This window comes from Arthrobacter glycogeni (genome assembly GCF_054510815.1).
Map to the genome: position 1 here is coordinate 39,760 of NZ_JBTNDV010000004.1, position 20,576 is coordinate 60,335.

Annotated in this window: 20 protein-coding genes and 1 riboswitch; of the genes, 2 read left to right on the forward strand and 18 right to left on the reverse strand. The window is 65.4% G+C overall.

The genetic code is table 11. The features are described from left to right. Position 1: 1 nt before the first annotated feature. The 8 genes from ACX80G_RS05635 to ACX80G_RS05670 all read right to left on the reverse strand — a co-directional run bounded on the left by ACX80G_RS05635 (position 2) and on the right by ACX80G_RS05670 (position 7,187). Entirely contained in the window at positions 2-2,017 is a 2,016-nt protein-coding gene (locus ACX80G_RS05635; RefSeq protein WP_459306298.1) for an NHL domain-containing thioredoxin family protein, read from the reverse strand. Continuing rightward, positions 2,014-4,167 carry a bifunctional copper resistance protein CopD/cytochrome c oxidase assembly protein gene (locus tag ACX80G_RS05640; protein ID WP_459306300.1) on the reverse strand — a complete coding sequence of 718 codons (2,154 nt, stop codon included), beginning with the start codon at positions 4,165-4,167 and terminating at the stop codon, positions 2,014-2,016. The genes ACX80G_RS05635 and ACX80G_RS05640 overlap by 4 nt, the downstream gene beginning before the upstream one ends. A gap of 145 nt (positions 4,168-4,312) precedes the next feature. Beyond that, positions 4,313-4,603, reverse strand: a complete 291-nt coding sequence (locus ACX80G_RS05645) for an HU family DNA-binding protein (RefSeq protein ID WP_019481737.1) — start codon at positions 4,601-4,603, stop codon at positions 4,313-4,315. A gap of 285 nt (positions 4,604-4,888) precedes the next feature. Next, positions 4,889-5,194, reverse strand: coding sequence for a 30S ribosomal protein S14 (gene rpsN, locus ACX80G_RS05650; protein WP_196840064.1), 306 nt, complete (start codon positions 5,192-5,194; stop codon positions 4,889-4,891). A 4-nt stretch (positions 5,195-5,198) separates the two neighbouring features. Next, complete coding sequence (gene rpmG / locus ACX80G_RS05655) at positions 5,199-5,366, reverse strand: 50S ribosomal protein L33 (RefSeq protein WP_019481734.1); 168 nt, start codon at positions 5,364-5,366, stop codon at positions 5,199-5,201. After that, positions 5,366-5,602 (reverse strand): 50S ribosomal protein L28, encoded by a 237-nt coding sequence (gene rpmB, locus ACX80G_RS05660; RefSeq protein WP_019481733.1) that lies wholly within the window; start codon positions 5,600-5,602, stop codon positions 5,366-5,368. Before rpmB ends, rpmG begins: the two co-directional genes overlap by 1 nt. Before the next feature lie 266 nt (positions 5,603-5,868). Then, entirely contained in the window at positions 5,869-6,366 is a 498-nt protein-coding gene (locus ACX80G_RS05665; protein ID WP_459306302.1) for a MarR family winged helix-turn-helix transcriptional regulator, read from the reverse strand. A 50-nt stretch (positions 6,367-6,416) separates the two neighbouring features. Continuing rightward, positions 6,417-7,187: an SGNH/GDSL hydrolase family protein gene (locus tag ACX80G_RS05670; protein WP_459306303.1), complete on the reverse strand. Its 771-nt coding sequence runs from the start codon at positions 7,185-7,187 to the stop codon at positions 6,417-6,419. 130 nt (positions 7,188-7,317) lie between these two features. Here ACX80G_RS05670 and ACX80G_RS05675 point away from each other — a divergent pair, with 130 nt between their 5' ends. Further along, positions 7,318-8,280 carry a diacylglycerol/lipid kinase family protein gene (locus ACX80G_RS05675; RefSeq protein ID WP_459306304.1) on the forward strand — a complete coding sequence of 321 codons (963 nt, stop codon included), beginning with the start codon at positions 7,318-7,320 and terminating at the stop codon, positions 8,278-8,280. Positions 8,281-8,374: 94 nt separating this feature from the next. On the opposite strand, the gene ACX80G_RS05680 is transcribed toward ACX80G_RS05675, so the two are convergent. The 7 genes from ACX80G_RS05680 to ACX80G_RS05710 form a co-directional block, all read right to left on the reverse strand. After that, entirely contained in the window at positions 8,375-9,052 is a 678-nt protein-coding gene (locus ACX80G_RS05680; protein WP_459306305.1) for a M23 family metallopeptidase, read from the reverse strand. A 4-nt stretch (positions 9,053-9,056) separates the two neighbouring features. Further along, a riboswitch (cyclic di-AMP (ydaO/yuaA leader) is annotated at positions 9,057-9,244 on the reverse strand. 105 nt (positions 9,245-9,349) lie between these two features. Further along, positions 9,350-10,474: a siderophore-interacting protein gene (locus tag ACX80G_RS05685; protein WP_459306307.1), complete on the reverse strand. Its 1,125-nt coding sequence runs from the start codon at positions 10,472-10,474 to the stop codon at positions 9,350-9,352. Further along, the gene (locus ACX80G_RS05690) at positions 10,471-11,358 is read right to left on the reverse strand and encodes an ABC transporter ATP-binding protein (protein ID WP_459306309.1); all 888 of its coding nucleotides are present in this window, start codon (positions 11,356-11,358) and stop codon (positions 10,471-10,473) included. The genes ACX80G_RS05685 and ACX80G_RS05690 overlap by 4 nt, the downstream gene beginning before the upstream one ends. A 1-nt stretch (position 11,359) precedes the next feature. Continuing rightward, positions 11,360-12,370, reverse strand: a complete 1,011-nt coding sequence (locus ACX80G_RS05695) for a FecCD family ABC transporter permease (RefSeq protein WP_459306655.1) — start codon at positions 12,368-12,370, stop codon at positions 11,360-11,362. A gap of 53 nt (positions 12,371-12,423) precedes the next feature. Continuing rightward, on the reverse strand, positions 12,424-13,479 hold the full coding sequence (locus tag ACX80G_RS05700) for a FecCD family ABC transporter permease (RefSeq protein WP_459306311.1): 1,056 nt from the start codon (positions 13,477-13,479) through the stop codon (positions 12,424-12,426). Positions 13,480-13,719: 240 nt separating this feature from the next. Next, positions 13,720-14,712, reverse strand: a complete 993-nt coding sequence (locus tag ACX80G_RS05705) for a glutathione S-transferase family protein (protein ID WP_459306313.1) — start codon at positions 14,710-14,712, stop codon at positions 13,720-13,722. A gap of 37 nt (positions 14,713-14,749) precedes the next feature. Further along, positions 14,750-15,856: a YihY/virulence factor BrkB family protein gene (locus ACX80G_RS05710; RefSeq protein WP_459306315.1), complete on the reverse strand. Its 1,107-nt coding sequence runs from the start codon at positions 15,854-15,856 to the stop codon at positions 14,750-14,752. 120 nt (positions 15,857-15,976) lie between these two features. Between ACX80G_RS05710 and ACX80G_RS05715 the strand changes: the two genes are divergently transcribed. Beyond that, on the forward strand, positions 15,977-17,014 hold the full coding sequence (locus tag ACX80G_RS05715; protein ID WP_459306657.1) for an NAD-dependent epimerase/dehydratase family protein: 1,038 nt from the start codon (positions 15,977-15,979) through the stop codon (positions 17,012-17,014). A 38-nt stretch (positions 17,015-17,052) separates the two neighbouring features. On the opposite strand, the gene ACX80G_RS05720 is transcribed toward ACX80G_RS05715, so the two are convergent. The 3 genes from ACX80G_RS05720 to ACX80G_RS05730 form a co-directional block, all read right to left on the reverse strand. Then, positions 17,053-17,943: a carbohydrate ABC transporter permease gene (locus ACX80G_RS05720; RefSeq protein ID WP_459306317.1), complete on the reverse strand. Its 891-nt coding sequence runs from the start codon at positions 17,941-17,943 to the stop codon at positions 17,053-17,055. Continuing rightward, positions 17,940-19,064 carry a carbohydrate ABC transporter permease gene (locus tag ACX80G_RS05725; RefSeq protein WP_459306319.1) on the reverse strand — a complete coding sequence of 375 codons (1,125 nt, stop codon included), beginning with the start codon at positions 19,062-19,064 and terminating at the stop codon, positions 17,940-17,942. The genes ACX80G_RS05720 and ACX80G_RS05725 overlap by 4 nt, the downstream gene beginning before the upstream one ends. A gap of 240 nt (positions 19,065-19,304) precedes the next feature. Further along, on the reverse strand, positions 19,305-20,570 hold the full coding sequence (locus ACX80G_RS05730; protein WP_459306320.1) for a sugar ABC transporter substrate-binding protein: 1,266 nt from the start codon (positions 20,568-20,570) through the stop codon (positions 19,305-19,307). Positions 20,571-20,576: the final 6 nt, after the last annotated feature.

The window sequence follows — 20,576 nt, forward strand, 5'->3', positions numbered from 1 at the left end:
ACTAATCCAGGCCGCGCAGGTCCAGCGTCAGTTCGGTTTCGCCGTCGGCGCTCAGCCGCACCGGGATGCCCCAGTCCTGCTGGTACAAGTGGCAGGCCGCGTGATCGGGGATTTCCCCGCCCGGCTCGCCGTCGCAGGCCGCAGCGCGCGCGGTGATGTGCAGAACACCCTCGGTGACAGCATCGGACAGCACCAACTCCCGGGTCAGTCCCACCGATGTCCCCCCGCCGGAAACCAACAATTCATCCGGCGACGAGGATATCTTCAGCTGCGTCGGGTCCCCCCACCGGTCGTCGAGTTTCTGCCCCTTGGGTGCGGCGAACCGGATGGTCAGCGCGTGCGAACCAGGGACGACGGCGGTCTGCGGCCGCAGCGTCTGGGAGGCACCTTCATCGACGGCGAGCGCCTCCTTGGGGATGGGCACGCGAACCAGCTGGTGCCGGTTGGCTTCCACGACGATCAGGAGTGGTTCGCTGCCGGTCGCGGTGGGCGTGAGGTCCAGCAGGACGTCGCAGGGCTCTGAGAGGCCACGTGCCAGCGTCGACACCTGCCCGGTGACGGGGTCGAAGCGGCGGACTGCCCCATTGTAGGTGTCAGCGATGGCCACCGATCCGTCGGGGAGCGCCGTGATGCCCAGGGGGTGTTGCAGCCGGGCCTGATCGGCTGGACCGTCGCGGAACCCGAAGTCGAACAGTCCGGTGCCGACGGCGGTCCGCACCTGGGTCCGCCGGTGGCCGTTCACCTCAGGGAAGGACAGGGTCCGGATCGCCGAGGTCTCCGAGTCGGCGACCCAGATGTTGCCGCTGGCGTCTTCGGCGAGCCCCGAGGATTGGGCGAACCAGGCCTCGGACGCGTCGCCGTCGAGCAGGCCCTCAAGCCCGGTGCCGGCGAGGATGTCCACGGCACCGGTGACGGGGTCGAAGGTGAACAGCTGATGGGTGCCCGCCATCGCGATGACCACGCGTTCGAGCACCGTGGACCACAGCACGTCCCACGGGGAGGACAGCGAGACCTCCAGCGGTCGGGTGCCTAGGTGGGTGTCGGTGAGGCGGGGGGTCGCATCCTCGGGGGTCCCGACGTCGTACCCGTTCGCCTGGTCGGCGTTCTCCTGAAGCTCGGACGGGCGGGCCTTCACCTGGTTTCCGGCATCCAGCAGGCGCTGAACGCCGTTACCCACGACGGTGCTGACTGCACCATCAGCGAGGGCGACGCCGCGGAGCCGGTGGTTGACCGAGTCGGCGACGACGACGTCGTACCCTACCTCCCGGGCGATGTGCGGGGGGAGGACAGCGAGGCCCTGAGGTTCGTTGAACTGGGCTGTGGCGGCGGCCCCGTCGACAAAGCCCTTCTCCCCCGACCCGATGGTGCGGCGGACGGTGACCAGATCCGCGTCGAGTTCCACCAGACGGTGGTGGCCGGTGTCGCCGACGAGGAGAGAGCCGTTATCCAGCGGAACAGCTTTGCCGGGAAACCGAAGGACGCCGGCTGTGCTTTCGGCGGGAACATAGGGCCCGTCGCCGCGGTGCAGCGTGCCCTTGGAGGTGTGCTCCTCGACGAGTTCCTGCACCAGCGACTCCAGACCGGCCGCATGGCCTTCCCCGGAGAGGTGAGCCACGATGTAGCCCTCGGGGTCCACGACAACCAGGGTGGGCCAGGCGCGTGCGGTGTAGGCCTGCCAGGTGGTCAGCTCCGGGTCGTCAAGCACCGGGTGTTGGATGTCGTAGCGTTCCACCGCGGCGGCCAGCGCGTCCGGATCAGCTTCGTGTTCGAACTTGGGCGAATGGACGCCCACTGTGACGACGACGTCGCTGAACTTTTGTTCCAGCGGACGCAGCTCGTCCAGCACGTGTAGGCAGTTGATGCAGCAGAACGTCCAGAAATCGAGGATGACGATTTTCCCGCGCAGGTCCTCAAGGGTGAGCTGACGCCCCCCGGTGTTCAGCCAGTTGCGGCCCACCAGTTCGGAGGCGCGCACCCGGTAGTCGGTGCGGATCGAAGTCATCGATGTCTCAGTCATTCACGCTCTCCTGGTCGGTCAGGTGTGGGGGATGGGGCTGACTCACCGGCTCCGGGTGTCCCCGAACTGCGGCGGGTGTCGCGTTTCGCCAGCGAGGCGAACATGTTGTTGTAAGCGGTGAGATCGGCGTCGTTATTCCTGTCCGCGGCGCGGTCGGTCCGTTTGGACTCGCGGGCGTCGTCGCGCGACCACATGATCGCAACGCCAATCGCCACCAGCAGCGTCGGAATCTCGCCTATTCCCCAGGTGAGTGCGCCGCCGAGTTGCTGGTCCTCAAGGGCCGACGGACCCCAATCCCGGCCCATGTTGCCGAACCAGGACGCCTGGAGCAGCGACGTCGACCCCATGAGCGCGACACCGAAAAAGGCATGGAAAGCCATCGTGGCGAACAGGAGCAGGATCCGCAGCGGGTAGGGCGCGCGGCGCGGCACCGGATCAGAGCCCAGCATGGACAGCACGAAGAGGTAGCCGGTGATCAGGAAGTGCACGTACATGAGCTCGTGGCCGACGTGCTCGCGCACCGCGAAGCCGAACAGCGGCGAATAGTAGAAGATCACGATGGAGCCAGCGAAGTTGGCCGCGGCGAACAGCGGGTGCGTCACGAGCGCCGAGAAGCGGGAGTGCACCACCACCAGGATCCACTCGCGGAGGCCCCGGGAACCGTCCCCGCGCGGGGTGAGCGCTTTCAGCGCCAGGGTGACCGGTGCGCCAAGGACCAGGAACAGCGGGACCACCATGGTCAGTGCCATGTGGCCTACCATGTGGGCGCTGAACAGCACCATGCCGTAGACGGCGGGAGCGCCGGAGGTGACGTAGGTCAGCAGCGCCAACCCCACCAGCCAGCTGGCCAGGCGCAGGAGGGACCAGTCGTCGCCGCGTTTGCGCACCCTGATGACGCCGCGCAGGTAGGCGACGCCGGCGACCGCCACGAAGGCGACCCATAGCCAGTCGAAGCGCCATTCGGAGAACCACCGTTCGGGGGTCAGTTCGGGCGGCAGGTCATACCCGGAAAGGATGCGTGCAGGGGTTGCGTCGGGCGCGATTTCGTCGCTGACGGGAGGCGCGGTGCGCCCCAGGGCCACGGCGACGCCGGAGACGGCGCCCATGATGACCAGTTCCACGGCGATCAGCTGCCACAGGACTCGCCGGGCGGAGAGCTGACCGCCGGCAGGCGCGCCGCTGCCGTCTCCGAGCTGCGGGATGATCCACTGCCGGTGCATCAGTCCGATACCGCCGAGCAGGAGCGTCGCTACGGTCTTGAAGGTGACCAGCAGCCCCCACTCCGAGCTGAGCTGGCCCAGGTCGTTGATCCGCAGGCTGGCGTTGATGATTCCGGATGCCACCACGAGGACGAAAGCGAACCCGGCGAGGGCCGAGAAGCGGTGGAGCACGCTGGGGGTCAGGGAACCCAATCGTCCGCTGATCACTGCCAGGACGATGATGCCGCCGATCCACAGGCAGACCCCCACCAGGTGCAGGGCGATCGAATTGATGGCCGCGTAGTGGTCATCGCCGCTGGCCGAATGACCGATCAGAGCCATGGGTATCAGTCCAAGGAGGGACAGGATGCCGGTCAGGGCCAGCCAGCCACTGGAGCGCGCACCGAACGTCATGGTGGCGACGACGGCGGCGATCAACACGGTCGACAGCCAGGCACGGCCGGTATCGAAGTCGGTGAGGTAGGACGCCAGGCCTTCGGTGTAGCCCGGATCGCCACTTAGCGGCAGACCCGCAGCGTCGGAGTAGGTGAACAGCAGCACCCCGACCGCGGCCAGGGTCCACGACACCGCAGCGGCCGAGGCGAGGGTCATGACCGCGCCGAACGCCGGATGTTCCTCGCCAGGGGCCTCTGCTTCGCTGGAGCGGCGGCGTGAGCCAGCGACCCGGCGCGGGAGGATCATCACCGCGAAGACCAGTGACCCGATCACCGCGGCGGCCGACACGTTATTGAGAGCCTTGGCCACGGGCAGACCCCAGCGGGTCAGGGCCCCCGGGTCGCCGAGCTGGCGCGGGCTGGCGGCACCGGTGAACAGCAACGCAAGGACGAGGGTCGTCACGACGGCGGCTCCGCCGGCGATGAGCCAGCCAACCTTGACCTGCTGTGCGCCCGGGCGGTCGGTCTGCCGGGGCGCCTTCGTTGTAGTAGCCACGCTTCCTATTGTCTACCCTCCGTAGAAGCGCTAACAATTCGCAGTCATCCGCCGCGCTCCACGTCCCTCTGAGCAGCAGGTTAAAAGGAAAGGCCGCCACCGGAAAGGGTGACGGCCTGGAGTCCCTAGCGGACCAGGTGAATGACTACTTGACAGCAGCCTTCAGCTTGGAACCGGCGGTCAGCTTGACGCTGCTGCCTGCTGCAATCTGGATGGTCTCGCCGGTCTGGGGGTTGCGGCCGGTGCGGGCGGCACGCTCAGTGCGCTCAACAGCGAGCCAGCCTGGGATGGTGACCTTCACGTTGTTGGCAGCCGAGGTTGCCAGTACATCGAACAGTGCGTCAAGAACGCCGTTGACGGCGGTCTGGCTGGTGTCAGCCTTCGCTGCTACTTCTGCTACCAGTTCGCTGCGGTTCTTGGTTTCTTTCGTTGCCAATTTACGTCCTCCTGGACTTGTCCGTTATTTGTAAAGCCTTCACGGTTCTGAAAGCCTCTGTGCGAAAACTTACCAGCTTGACCACCAAACTCCGGTCGTTTACGGCGTTTTTGGGGGGTTTTGGGTGCCAAAGGGCCCTATTTCGGGTTCTCGCTCCGGGAAATCCCTGCTTCGGGCCTACATAGACCACCACTACAGCGACCAGTGCACGAGCGCTCAACGCAAGAGGACGGCGACCGTGGGTCGCCGTCCTCTTGCACACTGGTTAGCACCAGCCAGCCGGTGTTACCAGCTGGACTTGGTTACACCGGGCAGCTCGCCGCGGTGAGCCATGTCGCGGAAGCGGACACGGGAGATACCGAACTTCTGCAGCGTGCCGCGGGGGCGCCCATCAATCTGGTCGCGGTTGCGCAGTCGCACCGGTGAGGCGTTGCGGGGAAGCTTCTGCAGGCCCAGGCGTGCAGCTTCGCGAGCTTCGTCCGACGCGTTGGCGTCAACGAGAGTCTTCTTCAGCTCAAGGCGCTTCTCGGCGTAGCGCTCAACAATGACCTTGCGCTGTTCGTTGCGGGCAATTTTAGACTTCTTAGCCATGTGTTTAGCGCTCCTCTCGGAATTCGACGTGCTTACGGATCTTGGGATCGTACTTCATCAGGACCATGCGGTCCGGGTCGTTGCGGCGGTTCTTACGGGTCACATAGGTGTACCCGGTGCCGGCCGTCGACTTCAGCTTGATGATCGGGCGTACGTCTTTATCTTTTGCCATTAGAGCTTCACTCCCCGGGCCAGGATCGACGCGACAACAGCGTCAATTCCGCGCACATCGATGGTCTTGATGCCACGGGCCGAAACCTGCAGCGTGACATTGCGGCGCAGGGACGGAACCCAGTAGCGCTTCTTCTGGATATTCGGGTCAAACCTGCGCTTCGTGCGGCGGTGTGAGTGGGAAATGCTGTGCCCAAAGCCCGGCTCGGCTCCAGTCACTTGGCAGTGAGCTGCCATGACGATCCTCCAAAAGAGTTAAATGAAAGTACCTGAGTACCGGCAGTCTTACCTGCCATGGAATGCGATCAGGGGCGCCCCAAAACAATAGCCAAAGCCGTTGGGATGACGAGCGGTTCTCGCGCAACCTGAGCCCCTAACTACCGACATCCGGAGGCTAACTTCCCGGACATCGGAGCAATTGCACACGCTCCGCCACCTGATGCCCTCCCATTCTAGGAGCTGGCGCGGTTTAAGACCAATCGCCAGCGTGGGCTTTGGCGGCTTCACGGCTGAGCCCCGGGTGGGGGTTCACCGAGGATCCAGTGGCTATCGTCGAGACGGGCCAGGATTTTCTTGCCAATCCGCTCAAGATCGTGCACATCATCCTCGGTCAGGGCGTCGAAGACCACCTTCCGGACGTGCCCGACATGCTCCCTGGCCAGGAGTTGGACGTTCTCCACGCCCTCCTCAGTGATCCGTGCTGTGGTCACCCGACCATCGCTGGCACTCGGGCGCCGGGTCACCCAGCCACGCTGCTCGAGCTTCTTCACCACGTGGCTCAGGCGGGACAGGGAAGCGTTCGATCGGCCGGCCAGCTCACTCATCGCGAGCGTGAGGTCCTCCGTTTCGGAGAGCATCGCCAGGACATGGTAGTCGAACAGGGTAATCTTCGCCTGCCGGAAAAGGTGGGCGTCGAGGGTGCCCGGCAAAATGGTGGTGACTGCGTAGAGGGCAAGCCAGGCTTGCCGCTCATCGGGGTTCAACCATCGAGCACCGGTCATCAATCAAGTCTGGCATAGAACGCTCGGGCGGCGCAGTGGGGGTGTGGCCCTTATGACCAGACTGGTCGGGTGAGCTCCGGAAACTTGGCCGCCAACACATCCCCCGAGGACACGCCCCGCAGTCGTCGGCCGACCCACGGTGACAGGTAATCCCGGGCCCACTGGGCGTCGGCTCTCAGCTGATCAATGCGCGACGACGCCGGCACCGCCTCCAACTCGGGCAGGTCAATCTCATGGGAGGCCCTCAGGACTTCGAGCACCCGTTTAGCCATCAGGGTGTGCCCGGCAGCTGACATGTGCATGCGGTCGGTGTCCCAGTATCCCCAGTTCTGGAACTCCCTGAACCGCCAGTAATCCACTACATCGGCATGATGCCGGTCGGCGATCTCCCGCACCAGCTCGTTGTAAATAGCGGTCCGGCCGCGGGTCGTGCCGAACACTGCGGAACCCACTGAATCAAACCCGGTGAACAGCACGACGGCGGCGCCCGAGCTCGCCAGCCGGCCCACGCCGTCGTCGTACGCGGCCATCAACGCGTCGATGTCGATGCGCGGCCGCAGAATGTCGTTGCCGCCCGCGTAGATGGTGATCAGGGTGGGCTGTAGGGCGAGCGCACGATCAATCTGTTCGTCAAGGACCTGGCGCACCTTCTTCCCGCGGACGGCGAGGTTCGCGTAGCCCCACGAGCTGTCCGCAAGGATCAGCTGCTCGGCCACCCGGTCCGCCCACCCGCGCACACCGTTGGGGCTGGCTTCATGCCAGTCGCCCACGCCTTCCGTAAACGAATCGCCAAGGGCCACATACCGCTGAGAAAATTCCACTAGACGAGGCTACCCGCTCCCGGCGCGGGATAAGGTGGGTTAGCAAGTACCCTGATAAATTTCTGTTGAAGTAGCCCCATTCCTTGATCGTTCCCTGATCATTCCCCCATCGACCCCCGAGAAGGACACCATGACCCAGCCCGCCGAAACCCGGAACAAGCGTGCCGCCTTGATCATCAACCCGGTCAAGAACACCGGCGCTGACATTCGCGCGATCGTTTCGGAACTCTGCGCCGCCGACGGGTGGGATGAGGTCCTATACCTGGAGACGACGGCCGACGATCCAGGGCGCGGCCAGGCGAAAGAAGCCGTTGACGCTGGTGTGGACGTGGTGATCGCTGCCGGCGGCGACGGAACGGTCCGTTGCGTGGCAGAGGTAGTCAATGGCACCGGCGTCGCATTGGGCCTGATCCCGCTCGGGACGGGCAACCTGCTGGCGCGTAACCTGGACATCGCCGTCGACAATCCCGAGGAGGCGGCCAAAGCTGCCCTGTTCGGCACCGAGCGCGATGTGGACGTCATCCACGTCACAGTGGACCGCGCGCAGGAATCCCACGTGTTTCTGGTGATGGCGGGCCTGGGCTTTGACGCGTCAATCATGGCTGACACCCGCGACGACCTTAAAGACAAGGTGGGCTGGCTGGCCTACGTCGACGCCGGCATCCGCAACCTGGGCGGGAAACCCACCCGAACCCGTATCACCCTTGACGGGGGCGAGCCCATCGTCCGCCGCCTGCGCAGCGTGATGGGTGGAAACTGCGGCAAGATTATGGGCGGACTGGAGATTTTTCCGGGGGCGAAGATCGACGACGGCCTGCTGGACGTCATGACCGTTGCACCGACCGGTCGGCTGGGCTGGTTCGGCGTCGTCGGCAAGCTGTTCGCCCGGGGTAAGGGAAAAGACCCGTCGCTTGAGTACTTTCAGTGCAAGAGCGCCGAAATCCAGCTCGACGAGCCGCAGGAAATCCAACTGGACGGAGACCCACTCGGCAAGGGCACCCACATGGCCCTGCGCGTGGATGCAAACTCGTTGCGGTTGCGGATGCCCTACGGCAAGAAGGATCCAGCAGTAGTCACCAACCCGACCCCGTAGCTGCTCCAATTTCCCACCGGCCGGCCACGGTGGATGGGATTGTCTAGACAATCCCATCCACGGGGCTCAGCCGGCGGGATTCCCGGGCTGCGCGCTAAAGCCGGGTCTGGGGGTCGACCTTTTCGCCGTCGACCAGGAGCTCGAAGTGGAGGTGGCAGCCGGTTGAGTTGCCGGTGCTGCCGACGGCGCCGATGCCCTGCCCCTTCGCTACGGCATCCCCGACGCTGACACCGAGGGTGTTCAGGTGGTTGTAGGAGGTTTCGAGTCCCCCGCCGTGGTCCACCACGATCCGCTGGCCACCGCCGTAGGCATGCCACCCGGATTCCACCACGGTGCCGGCGCGGGAAGCCAACACCGGGGTGTCGCACGCGCCGGCGTAGTCGGTGCCGGTGTGCAGCTCGTCGCCGAGCCCGCCCATCGGATTCACTCGATAGCCGAACGGCGAGGCGATCGTTGCTTCCGTGATGGGCGCGGCGAACGTGGCGGCGTCACTGGACAGGACTGTAGTTTTGGCGGCCGGGGTGGAGGCCATGGCGAGCGGTGATTCCTTACCGAAGTCGATCGTGGCGTCGGCGTCAGCGGTGACGGGCGCGGTGGGGCTCGTCACCGCGTCCGCGATTGGCCGGGGTGGGACCTCCGCCGAGGGGAAGAACGCCGTCAGGGTAAGGCCCGCCGCTGCGGCGAGCGCCCCGGTGGCGAGGACAACTGACCGGCGGGGGAATGTGGGTTCGACGGACGCGCGGCGGCGCCCGGAAGTAACCGGATGGTGCACAACAAAAGCCTCTCTGCAACGCCGGTGAAGTTAGCTGTCGGATTCGAGCAAGAGTTGACTCGGCCCTCTGCCTACTGTTCCGACGAGAGCGGAAAAGCAATCTGCGAAGGGCTGCACCCCTAGGCAGGAAACTGCCAAAAGATGGGTCCTCCACCCCTGCCACGGTGAATTGGGGGCCAGCTACTGACAGGGTTAGGCGTGCAGTCTGGGAGCCACAATGATGCGAATGGCTCCCTACAAGGGTAGGCCACCGGCCGGAAAAGTTACAATTCCGTTACATATCACAGGGCGTGGCGGCTAGCTAAGCTCCGACCGGCCGCTGCGCCAATACCCCATGAAGGCAACCCGTTTGCGGTCGATGCCGACGTCGCGGACCAGATAGCGCCGCAATCCACGGACCATCGCGGCTTCGCCGGCAATCCAGGCGTAAAAGGGGAGGGCACCGGACGGCCGGTCCGGGTTAGGCGAGCCGATCAGTGCCGAAGCGTTCAACAGCTGGGGTGTCTCCCAAAGGATCGCCTCATCGATGTTCACCTCTTCCGGCTCGGGACCGGCCGCCGCGGCAGCGGCAGCCGCGAGGGTCAGACCGGCGGGAGAGCTGGGATCCACGCCGACGGCGAAGGGCGCCGCCAGCGACACCCAACCCGGGACGCGAACCGCGTCGCGGACCGCTGCGTCGAGGAGTTCCCCGTGGGGGTGTTGCCCCCGCGCCAGCCAGGTGATGTGAACCGAGGAGTCGGTAGGAACATCCTGGAAGTCCGCCCGGTCCGGCACCTCAAGGAAGGCGTGCCCACCCATGTGGGTGGGCAGCGAGCCAAGGATGGCGCTGATGGCGGGGACTGCTGTCTCGTCACCGGCGAGCAGGACGTGTTTGGCCAGCCCCGGGCGCCATTCGATCCCGCCGTAGGATCCGGCAGTGGTGCAGGTGGCGGCGTGGGCGTTCGGGCCGATCAACCAGATCCGGTCGCCGGGTGTTGCTGCGGCGGCCCAGAGCGACGCCGGACCCCCGTTCCCGTCGGCGTCGAAATGCATCACGAAATCGACATCAATCTCGGGCTGGTCGTCGTCGCACCGGGTTTCCCTGACGGTGTAGGTGCGCATCGATCCACGGTCGGCCGGGTCCAGGGCCAGCCACTGCTGGTACCAGCCGGGCCCCTCGGTGGGCGCCTCCAGCAGCTCCCGCAGATTTGGGTGGGGGGCGTCGTCGTTCTGGCTGGCGGGGATTACCACCTTGATCCGCAGATCGAGGGTCGCCCCCCGCACGCCGAAGTCCTTGAGGCAGGACCCGCCGAACGTGATCCGCTGGAAGTTGTCGCTCAGGCGCTGCACCCGGGCCACGACGACGTCGAAGGCTGTCACCGCCGGGACTGCCGCTTCGGTGCGCTGACCCTGCCGGGCGGTCCGGTTGCCGACGTCGGTCATGATGCCGCCTCCAGATGGTGGGCCGCCAGCGTGTCCTGCGGGTTGGGCAGGTACCCCCGCCCGGTGGTCGAGTCGGATGAAGCTGGGGTGGATTCGGCGTTCGAGTGGTGCCGGCCCACTGGCACCACCAGGGGTGTGCCGGACACAGGATCCGCAATGACGCGGCACTGCAGGCCGAAGACCGCTGTGACTGTCTCCTCGGTCACGACGTCGGCCGGGTTGCCCTGGGCGGCGATTCGGCCGTCCTTCATGGCGATCAGGTGGTCGGCGTAGCGGGCGGCGAGGTTGAGGTCGTGGAGAACGATGGCAACCGTGGTGCCATCGCGCCGGTTCAGGTCGGTGATCAGATCCAGCACCTCCACCTGGTGGGTGACGTCGAGGAAGGTGGTGGGTTCGTCCAGCAGGAGGATGTCGGTCTGCTGGGCCAGGGCCATGGCAATCCAGACGCGTTGCCGCTGACCGCCGGACAGTTCGTCAACGAATCGGTCGACGAGGTCGAGGGTGTCGGTGGCTTCGAGGGCGGCGGCGACAGCGGCGTCGTCGTCGTCGGTCCACTGCCTGAACCAGCCCTGGTGCGGGTAGCGGCCGCGCCCCACCAGATCGGCGACGGTGATCCCGTCCGGCGCGACGGGGGTCTGCGGCAGCAGCCCGAGGGTGCGGGCGACGGCACGGGTGGACAGCGCATGAATGTCCTTGCCGTCGAGGCTGACGACGCCGGCCGTCGGTTTGAGCAGCCGGGCGAGGCCGCGCAGGAGGGTCGATTTACCGCAGGCGTTGGCGCCAACGATCACCGTGATCCTGCCGGCCGGCAGTTCGACGGTGAGGTCCTGGACTACCTTGCGGTCATCGTACGCGAGGGTCAGCTCACTGGCTGTCAACGTCAAATCAGCCTCCCTGGCCTGTGCGGTTGGCGGTCACCAGCAGCCAGAGGAGAAACGGTGCGCCGAGGACGCCCGTCACCACGCCGACCGGCAGCGACACACCGGGAATCATTGTGGCGGCAACGAAATCGGCGCCGAGGACGATCACCGCACCGACCAGGCCAGCCACGGTGAGCGACACGGCGCCCTTGACGAGCCGCCGGGCGATCGGGCCGGCGAGGAACGCGACGAACGCCACCGGGCCGGCCGCTGCCGTGGCAACGGCGGTGAGGGCAACTCCGACGGTGATCAGGGCCAGCCGGGACGGCTCCACCCGGACACCGAGGCTCGCCGCGGTGTCGTCACCCAGTTCCAGGCCACGCAGCACCCGCGACAAGACCGCGGCGGTGGGGACCAGCAGCGCCAGGGCGAGCAGCAGGACGGTGGCGCGGTCCCAGTTACTGGAGTTCAGCGAACCGTTCAGCCAGACCAGCGCGTCGGACGCTGTCCGGATATCGGTGCGGGTCAGCAGGAAACTGACCATGGCGTGCATGACAGCGGCGAAGCCGATCCCCACGAGGATCAGCCGGTAGCCGGCCACCGATCCGCGGCGGGACAGCAAATAGATGGCGGCCGCGACGGTGAGCGCCCCGATCAGGGCGGACAGGGACACGGCAACACCGGCGGCACCGAACAGCACGATCGCCGCCACCGCCGAGGCGCTGGCGCCGTAGCTGATCCCGATAATGTCCGGGCTGGCGAGCGGGTTGCGCAGCAGGGTCTGGAAGATGGCGCCCGCGACACCAAAGGCCACGCCGATGAGGACGCCGATAACGGCGCGGGGCAGCTTGTTTTCCATCACGATGAAGGTGGCTCCGGGAATGTCAGCGCCGCCGAGGATCCTGAAGAAGTCGGGAATGGTCACCGTGTAGGTGCCGAGGAGGACGGTGACGGCGAACAGGACTGCGGTGATCCCAGCGAGGATGATGATCGCTCTGAGGCGCTGCGCGGCCTGGCGGTGCTGGCCGTCACTGATGGCGGCTCTCGGCGTCGGGCTGGTCGGGGCCGCGTGGGGCGCGGTGTGGAGGCTCACAGCTGGGCCAGTTTCCGCCGTCGGACCAGCCAGATGAACACCGGGGCGCCCATGATGGCGGTCATGATGCCCACCTGCACCTCACCCGGCGGGAGGATCAGTCGGCCGACGATATCGGCGCCGATCAGCAGGACCGGCGCGAGTACCATCGAAAACGGTAGGATCCACCGGTAGTCGGGGCCGGTGAGCACCCGCACCAGGTGGGGGATCACCAGGCCGACGAACGCGATCGGCCCGGCGGCGGCCGTGGCAGCACCGCAGAGGATGACGACGCCGAAGGCAGCGACGCCGCGGGCGACCGCCACGTTCTGGCCGAGGCCTTTGGCGATGTCGTCGCCCAGGGACAGGCTGTTGAGGGCCTTGCCGGTCGCCAAGGTCAGCAGGATCCCGATGATCAGGAACGGCAGGACCGGCAGGAGGACGTCCCAGCCCCGACCGGAGACGGTGCCCACCTGCCAAAACCGGAACCGGTCGAGGGTTTCCTGGCTGGAGACGAGGACGGCGTTCATCAGGCTGACAAGTCCGGCGGACAGTGCCGCGCCGGCGAGGGCCAGTTTGATGGGAGTGGCACCGTCCCGGCCCAGGCTCGCTACGGCGTACACGATGACGGCGGCAAGGGCGGCTCCGGCGAAGGCGAACCAGATGTACCCGGTCACGTCGGCCACCCCGAAGACGTAAATGCCGGTGACGATGGCCAGCGCCGCGCCGGCGTTGACGCCGAGGATGCCCGGGTCGGCCAGGGGGTTGCGGGCCACGCCCTGCATGGCGGCGCCCGCGAGGCCGAGTGCGGCACCGACCATGAGGCCGGTCACCGTGCGGGGAATCCGGGAGTGGACTACTGCGTGGTCGCCGTTGGCCGGGTCGAAGTCGGTCAGCGCGGCGACGAACACGTCGACGCTGATGAGCCGGGAACCGAAGGCCAGCGATGCCGCGCAGATCAGGACCAGGACCACCGCCGTCGCGCTGAACTTGAGGACCCAGCGCCCGTGGGGTTTGCTGCCAGCCGGTGTCGGAGCGCTTTCGGGAGGGGCTTGCGCAGTCTGCACTGCCATGACACGCCTCCTTCCCGTCAAATTTCGAACAGAAGTAAGGCTAGCCTATGGTCACCTTCATTAGGAAACGGTTCTGTTCCCTAATTGACCTTGTGTGGGACCGTTGTACCGCCGGGTGCGTACAGGTCTGCCCAGGTTGTCACGCCGTCGTCGTCATTCGCTCGGCGTGTTTGGCCAAACACGCCGAAACCCCGCCCAATACCTGGGCAATCCGATACGGGGCGGTACTGCGCAGACGGTTCAGACTGCGGCGGGAGGGGTGCCCTTGCCGAAGGGGCGCCCGCCCAGGCTTTCCCGCCCATGTTCGGTGTGCCAGTTCGCCAGGTCCGGACCCTTGGGCACAATCCCGGTGGGGTTGATGTCCTCGTGGACGATGTAGTAGTGGTCCTTGATCTGGGCGAAGTCCACCGTGTCGCCGAAGCCGGGGGTCTGGAACAGGTCCCGGGCATAGCCCCACAAGGCCGGCATCTCCGTGAGCTTGTTCCGGTTGCACTTGAAGTGCCCGTGGTAGACGGGGTCGAAGCGCACCAGCGTGGTGAACAGTCTGACGTCGGCCTCGGTGATGGTGTCTCCGACCAGAAAGCGTTGGTGCTGCAGACGCTCTTCCAGCCAGTCGAGGGCCGCAAACAGCCGGTCGTAGGCGTCGTTGTAGGCTTTCTGTGAACCGGCGAATCCGCACCGGTAGACACCATTGTTCACTTCGGTGAACACCCGCTTGCTGACCTCGTCGATTTCGGTGCGGAGTGCCTCCGGGTACAGCTCGGGGGCGCCCTCCCGGTGGAAGTCTTTCCACTCGGTGGAGAAATCCAGGGTGATCTGCGGGAAGTTGTTGGTGACCACAGCGCCGGAGGGCACATCGACCATCGCGGGTACCGTAATGCCGCGTCGGTACTCGGGGTCCCGCTTGAAGAACGCCTCCTGCAACCTTTCGATTCCGAGCACTGGGTCGCGTCCGCCGGGGTCGAGGTCGAAGGTCCAGGACCGCATGTCGTGCGTCGGACCCGGGGTGCCCAACGAGATGGCGTCCTCGAGCCCCAACAGGCGGCGCACGATGATGGCGCGGTTGGCCCAGGGGCACGCGCGTGCCGCAATCAGCCGGTACCGGCCGGCTTCCACCGGATAACCGTCGGCACCGTCCCGGGTAATCCGGGTTTCGATGTAGGTGGTGTCGCGGCTGAATTCTTTACCCGTGTTCACGTAGGCGCCGCGGGTACTGTGCTCGTTTTCGCTCATGACTCAAGCTTAGGTGCAGGACCGTGCGGGTCGCCGATTAGTCATTGTTGTGCTGGGCGGATTCGCGCTCGTACTTCCGGCGCAACTCCCGGCCCTTGTCAATGTCCTCGAGTTCCTTGTCCAGCTTCTTGCGGCTCATCTTGTCGTCCCGCGGCGGAAGCTGGAGGGTCTTTTCCGCCTCGATTCCGGCCTGAAGTTGTCGACCCCGTTCCACCTCGGCGTCGAACTCTGCACCGAAGAGTAGGGACAGGTTGGCCAGCCACAGCCACAGCAGCAGCACAACGACGCCGGCAATCGCACCGTAGGTCTTGTCGTAGCTGCCGAAATTCCCAACATAGAGGGAGAAGCCCGCCGTCGTCATCGCCAAGACCAGCAACGCAACGAAGGCTCCCATGCTCATCCAGCGGAATTTAGGCTGCTTCACGTTCGGGGCGCCGTAGTACAGGACGGCGATCATCAGTACGGCGAAGACCACCATGACCGGCCACTTGGCGATGTTCCAGATCAGGATCGCGGTGTCGCCGAGGCCAATCACATTGCCGACTGATTCGGCAATGGGTCCGGAGAGCACCAGCAGGAGCGCCATTATCACAACTAGGAGGAGGACGGAGACGGTGATGAGGAGCATTGCGGGGCGCAGCTTCCAGAATGGCCGGCCTTCATCGACCTCGTAGATCCGGTTCATCGCCCGGCTAAAGGCGCCCACATAGCCGGAGGCCGACCAGATAGCCCCGAGGATGCCGATCGCCAGCGTGAGGCCGGCACCCGACGAGGACGCGAGACCCTCGATGGTGTCGGTCAGCGTCTTGTTTCGGGCAATGTCGGGAGCCACGCCCTCGAGGACGTCGAGCACTGTTGCCGTGGTGGCTTCGGCTTGCCCAAATACCCCGAGCATCGACACCAGTGCCAGCAGGGCTGGAAAGATGGCGAGCACCGCGTAGTAGGTCAGCGCGGCCGCCAGGTCTGTGCACTGGTCCTTGCCGAATTCCCGGACCGTGCGCTTGAGCACATACCCCCACGCAGGCTTCTTCAGCTCGGTGGGACTGTCCGCTTTCCGGTCATCGTCCGGATGCGGCGCGTTCTGGGCCTTGTCCTGGGTCTGTGCCGCGGGCGAGTCCGCCGTTGTGCCACCGCTTCGTGCCATTGGTACCTCCACTTGGTTCGCCAGGACTCACCTGATCCTCAGGACGCTTACTAGGGCATTAGCCTACCCAAGGATTACCGTTGAAGGATGGCTCCCTTTCCGACTTCATCCTCCAGGCCGCTGCGAATCGCCGTCATCGGTGCCACCGGCAACGTCGGAACCGCTGTGCTGCGCCGGTTACGGCGAGCCGCGGGCGAACATCCGGGGGGCGTCGAGGTGGTGGGATTCGCACGCCGTCTTCCCGACGACACTCAGGCGCCTTATGCGGGTTGCGAGTGGCACGCCCTGGACATCGGGACCGACGACGGTCGCCTGGCGCTGACCGCTGCGCTCAAGGGGGTCGACGCCGTCGTGCATCTGGCCTGGGCTATCCAACCGAACCGCGACGAAGCGGCGATGCACCGCACCAATGTCACCGGCACCGCCAACGCTTTGCGGGCAACCGCCGACGCCGCCGTCCGCCACTTCGTGTGCGCCTCCTCAGTCGGTGCGTACAGCCCGGCCACCAAGGGACAGCGGGTGGATGAGAGTTGGCCCCACGGCGGGATCAGCACCTCGCATTACGGCCGACATAAGGCGGAGCAGGAGGCGCTTCTTGACGACTTCGAACTGCAGTACCCGGAAATCCCCGTTACCCGGCTGCGCCCCGGCCTGATTTTCCAGCAGGATGCTGGCAGCGAGATCGGCCGGTACTTCCTGGGGCCGCTGGTGCCAAAGGTTCTGCTGGACCGGCTGCGGCTCCCGCTGCTCCCCATCCCGGATCGGCTGATCTTCCAGGCGGTCCACGCCGACGACGTCGCCGATGCCTACTGGCGGGCAGTCAGCCGACGCGTCGGTGGGGCGTTCAACATCGCCGCCGAACCTGTCCTTACCCCGGTCAGAGTCGCCGGACAGCTGGGTGCCCGACGCGTCGTGAACCTCCCGGTGAGGGTGCTGCGCGCCGTCGTCGGCCTGACCTGGGCGCTGGGACTGCAACGCACCGATCCTGGGTGGATCGACATGGCAGCGCAGGCGCCGGTGATGGACACCGACCGGGCCCGCATGCTGCTGGGCTGGGAGCCGGAGCACTCCTCGCTGGACGCACTGCGCGCCGTCCTGACCGGGCTCGCCGCCGGCGACGGGGTTACCGGCTCACCCAGCCTCAAGCCCCGAAGCTGACCCCGCACCGAAGCGAGTCCCCCCGCCCACGGGTGGGGCTATTCCTTCACGGCCCCAGCGGAAGCGTTCATGATCTTCTTCTGGAAGATGAAGAAGACGATAGCCACTGGAATGGTCATCAGCGCGGCCGCTGCCAGCTTCAGCGGGTATTGGGTTCCCTGGCTGAGCTGCCCGGACGCCAGCTGGGCGACACCCTTGGTGAGAGTGGTTAACGCCGGGTCCTGGGTGGAGATGATGAAGTGATTCAGCTCGTTCCACGATCCCTGGAACGAAAGGATGACAATGGTCATCACCGCGGGGCGGGCCATCGGCAGAACGATAGACCAGAAGGTACGGAACGTGCCGGCGCCGTCAACTCTGGCCTGCTCTTCAACACTGGGTGGAATCGACTCGAAGAAGTTCTTCATGATGAACACTCCCGCCGCGTCGGCCAGCAGTGGCACGATCATGCCAACAAACGTGTCATAGATGCCGAGCTGGTTGATGACGAGGAACTTGGGAATCAACAGGACGACGCCGGGCACCGCCATCACACCGACCAACAGGGCGAAGACCAGGCCACGACCACGGAAGTTGATACGGGCCAGCGCATAGCCGGCCAGGCAGTTGAAGAACACCCGTCCTGCGGTCACGAAGACCGTGACGATGAAGGAGTTCCGCCCCCATATCGGGAAGTCCGAGTTCGCAAAGAGCGTCTCGTAAGCGGCGAAGGTCCAGTGCTGCGGGATAAGGCCCAGCGGGTCCTGCGCGGCGTCGGGTTCGGTCTTGAAAGAGGTGGCCACCTGGATGATGAACGGGAAGATGTAGATGACCGCCAGCACGATCAGCAGGATGTACGTGATCCAGGCGCCGCGCCCGATTTTGCGCCGCCGGTTTTGGGGCCGCTTCGGCGCCTCTGGCGCGGGCGCGGGTGCTGTGACAGTGCTCATCGCCGGTCTCCCTTGGTGGTTGCTGTGTCATCCGGGCCGTCGTCGGTAGGGCGGTCCGCCCCGGTGCGGTCTTCATGGCGGACGGCCGAGCTGTGGGCTGCGGCCGACTTGGGGTCGGCACCCACCGGGACCATTCGTTTCCGTTTGGGAACGTCCCGTTCCCGCAGCGCGTACCGCTGCAGCAGGGTGAGCGCGACAATGATGCCGAAGAGGATGAAGGCTATCGCCGCGCCTTCACCCCAGTTCTGGTTATTGAAGGCCGTGTTGAAGGACAGGTAGGCCGGGGTGAGGGTGGTCTTTGCAGGTCCGCCCTGGGTGCCCGTGTAGATCTGGTCGAAGACCTGCCAGGTGCCAATGAGTCCGAGCGTGAGCACCGTGAACAGGGTAGGCCGCAGCATCGGCAGGGTGACCTGCCAGAACCGCTGCCAGCCGGTGGCGCCGTCCACCATGGCGGCCTCCTGCACTTCGCCGCTGATGTTCTGCAGCGCCGCGATGAAGAGCAGCATGAAGGTGCCGGAGGTGGTGAAGATGGCCATCAGCACAAACGCACTCATGGCGACGGATGGTCCGGCCAGCCACTCCCAGCCGGAAATTCCCAGGAAGGCTGGATCCTGGAGGCCTGCGGGCGCCTGGTTGAGCCCGAACACCGAAAACACAACATGAAAGACGCCACGAGGATCCTGGAACCAATTCGGGCCCTGCACCGCGAAGAACGACAGAACCTTGTTGACGACGCCAGTCGCACTGAAGAGGAAGAGCCAAAGCACGGTAATCGCCACGGAACTGGTGACCGAAGGAAAGTAGAACGCGGTGCGGAAGAAGCCTCGGCCCTTGAGGACCTGCTTATTGACCATCACCGCCAGGAACATGGCGAGGGCCGTCTGCAATGGAACTACCAACAGCACGTAGTAGAAGTTGTTGCGGATGGCTGTGCCGAAGTCGCGGGCTGCGAGGCCTTCACCGCCGAGGATGGTGGAGAAGTTCTCCCCGCCCACGAAGTTGACGTCCCCGGAGAACGGGCTCCCCCGACCTGTCCAGTCGGAGAGGCTGACCCAAATCGCCATCAGGACCGGAATGACCAGGAACAGTCCCAGAATAAGGACAACGGGTGAGATGAACAACCACCCTGTAAGGCCTGTGCGGCCCTGAATGCCCGTACTTTTACGGTATCCAGGCTTTGCACCTGTCGTGTTGGCCGGCTTCTTTGCCGCTGTACTTCGTGCCACTGCGTCCTCGCTCTGCTACCTGCTGGTCTTGAATGCGGCTACTGGTTATCCGACGATATGGGGTGCCGCGGGACCGCCCCAGTGTCAGGGGCAGTCCCTCAGCAATTTGTACTGCGTTTGCCTGCGGTAGCTCGGCTATCCGGCGTCGGCGACGACCGCTTCCATGTCACCCTGCAGAGTCTCGAGAACCTGCTGGACATCAGCCGTCTTGATGGTTTCGAGCTGTGCGTTCAGCTCGGCGAGCACGTCCGACGCGCCTGGCTGGGCTGGCAGATTCTGGGCGTAATCGCCGCCGGCGATGAACGCTGCGAGGTCCGGGTAGGTGGTGGCCCACTCTTCGGCGGCCGACTGCACTGACGGCATCACCCCGAACGCTTCAGCGAAACCGAGCTGGCTCTCCACTGACGTCAGGTGCGCGACCAGTTCCTTGGCTCCCTCGATGTTGTCGCTATCCGCAGCAATGCCCCAGCAGTTGGTGAACTGGAGGGTGCCCGGCCCAGCCGGACCGGATGGGAGCTCGGCGACCTGGTAGTCAACGTCCGGGAAGTCATTCGTCATGGCTCCGGTGATCCAGTTGCCTTCGATGACCATGGCGGCCAGCCCCTTGCCGAAGGCCTCGCCGCCCCAACCCGCGCCCAGTTCTGATGAGAAGGCGGCGGTGCCTTCGTTCATGAGCTCCTGTACATAGGTGAGGCCCTCGACATTCTCGGCGCTGTTGACGGTGGCTTCACCGTCGGTGACCAATCCGCCGCCAGCCTGCGCGGTGAACACGCCCAGCCGCTGGAATTCGGGGCCCATTCCGAGGCCAACCACGTCATCGCTGGTGAGTTCCCCGGCAACGGTGCTGAGTTCATCCCAAGTGGTGGGAATGTCGTCTTCGGTGAGCCCGGCCTCTTCCCACAGGGTGTTGTTGATGATCAGACCCAGGGTGGAAAAGTCCTTGGGGGCGCAGTACAACTGGTCTTCGTAGGTGAAGGCCTCCTTCAGCGCCGGGTAGAAGTCGTCCTTGTTCTCCAGGTCATCGCCGTACGGCTCGAGGGATCCGTTGGCCGCATAGCCGGCGAACAGGTCGGTGGACACATAGAACACGTCGGCCGGTTCGCCGGAGGCGAAGCCCTGGCTGAGCTGTTGGGGCAGGTCGGAGGCCACGCTGACGCTGGCGTCCTTGCCGGACTCGGTGGCCCACGCGTCGACGGCACCGGTGACTGCCGTGGTCTCGGCTTCACCCGAAGAACCGATCAGCACGGAAATCGGCGCGTCCGACGGTCCCGCGGACTCGCTTCCTTCGTCTTCTGACCCCGAGAATCCTGAGCCTCCACAGGCGCTCAGCGCGAGGGCTGCTGCAGCTGTCACGGCGACGGCTAGCGTCTTCCTCCGGGTTCGAAAGTTTCCAGTCTTCATTGTCTG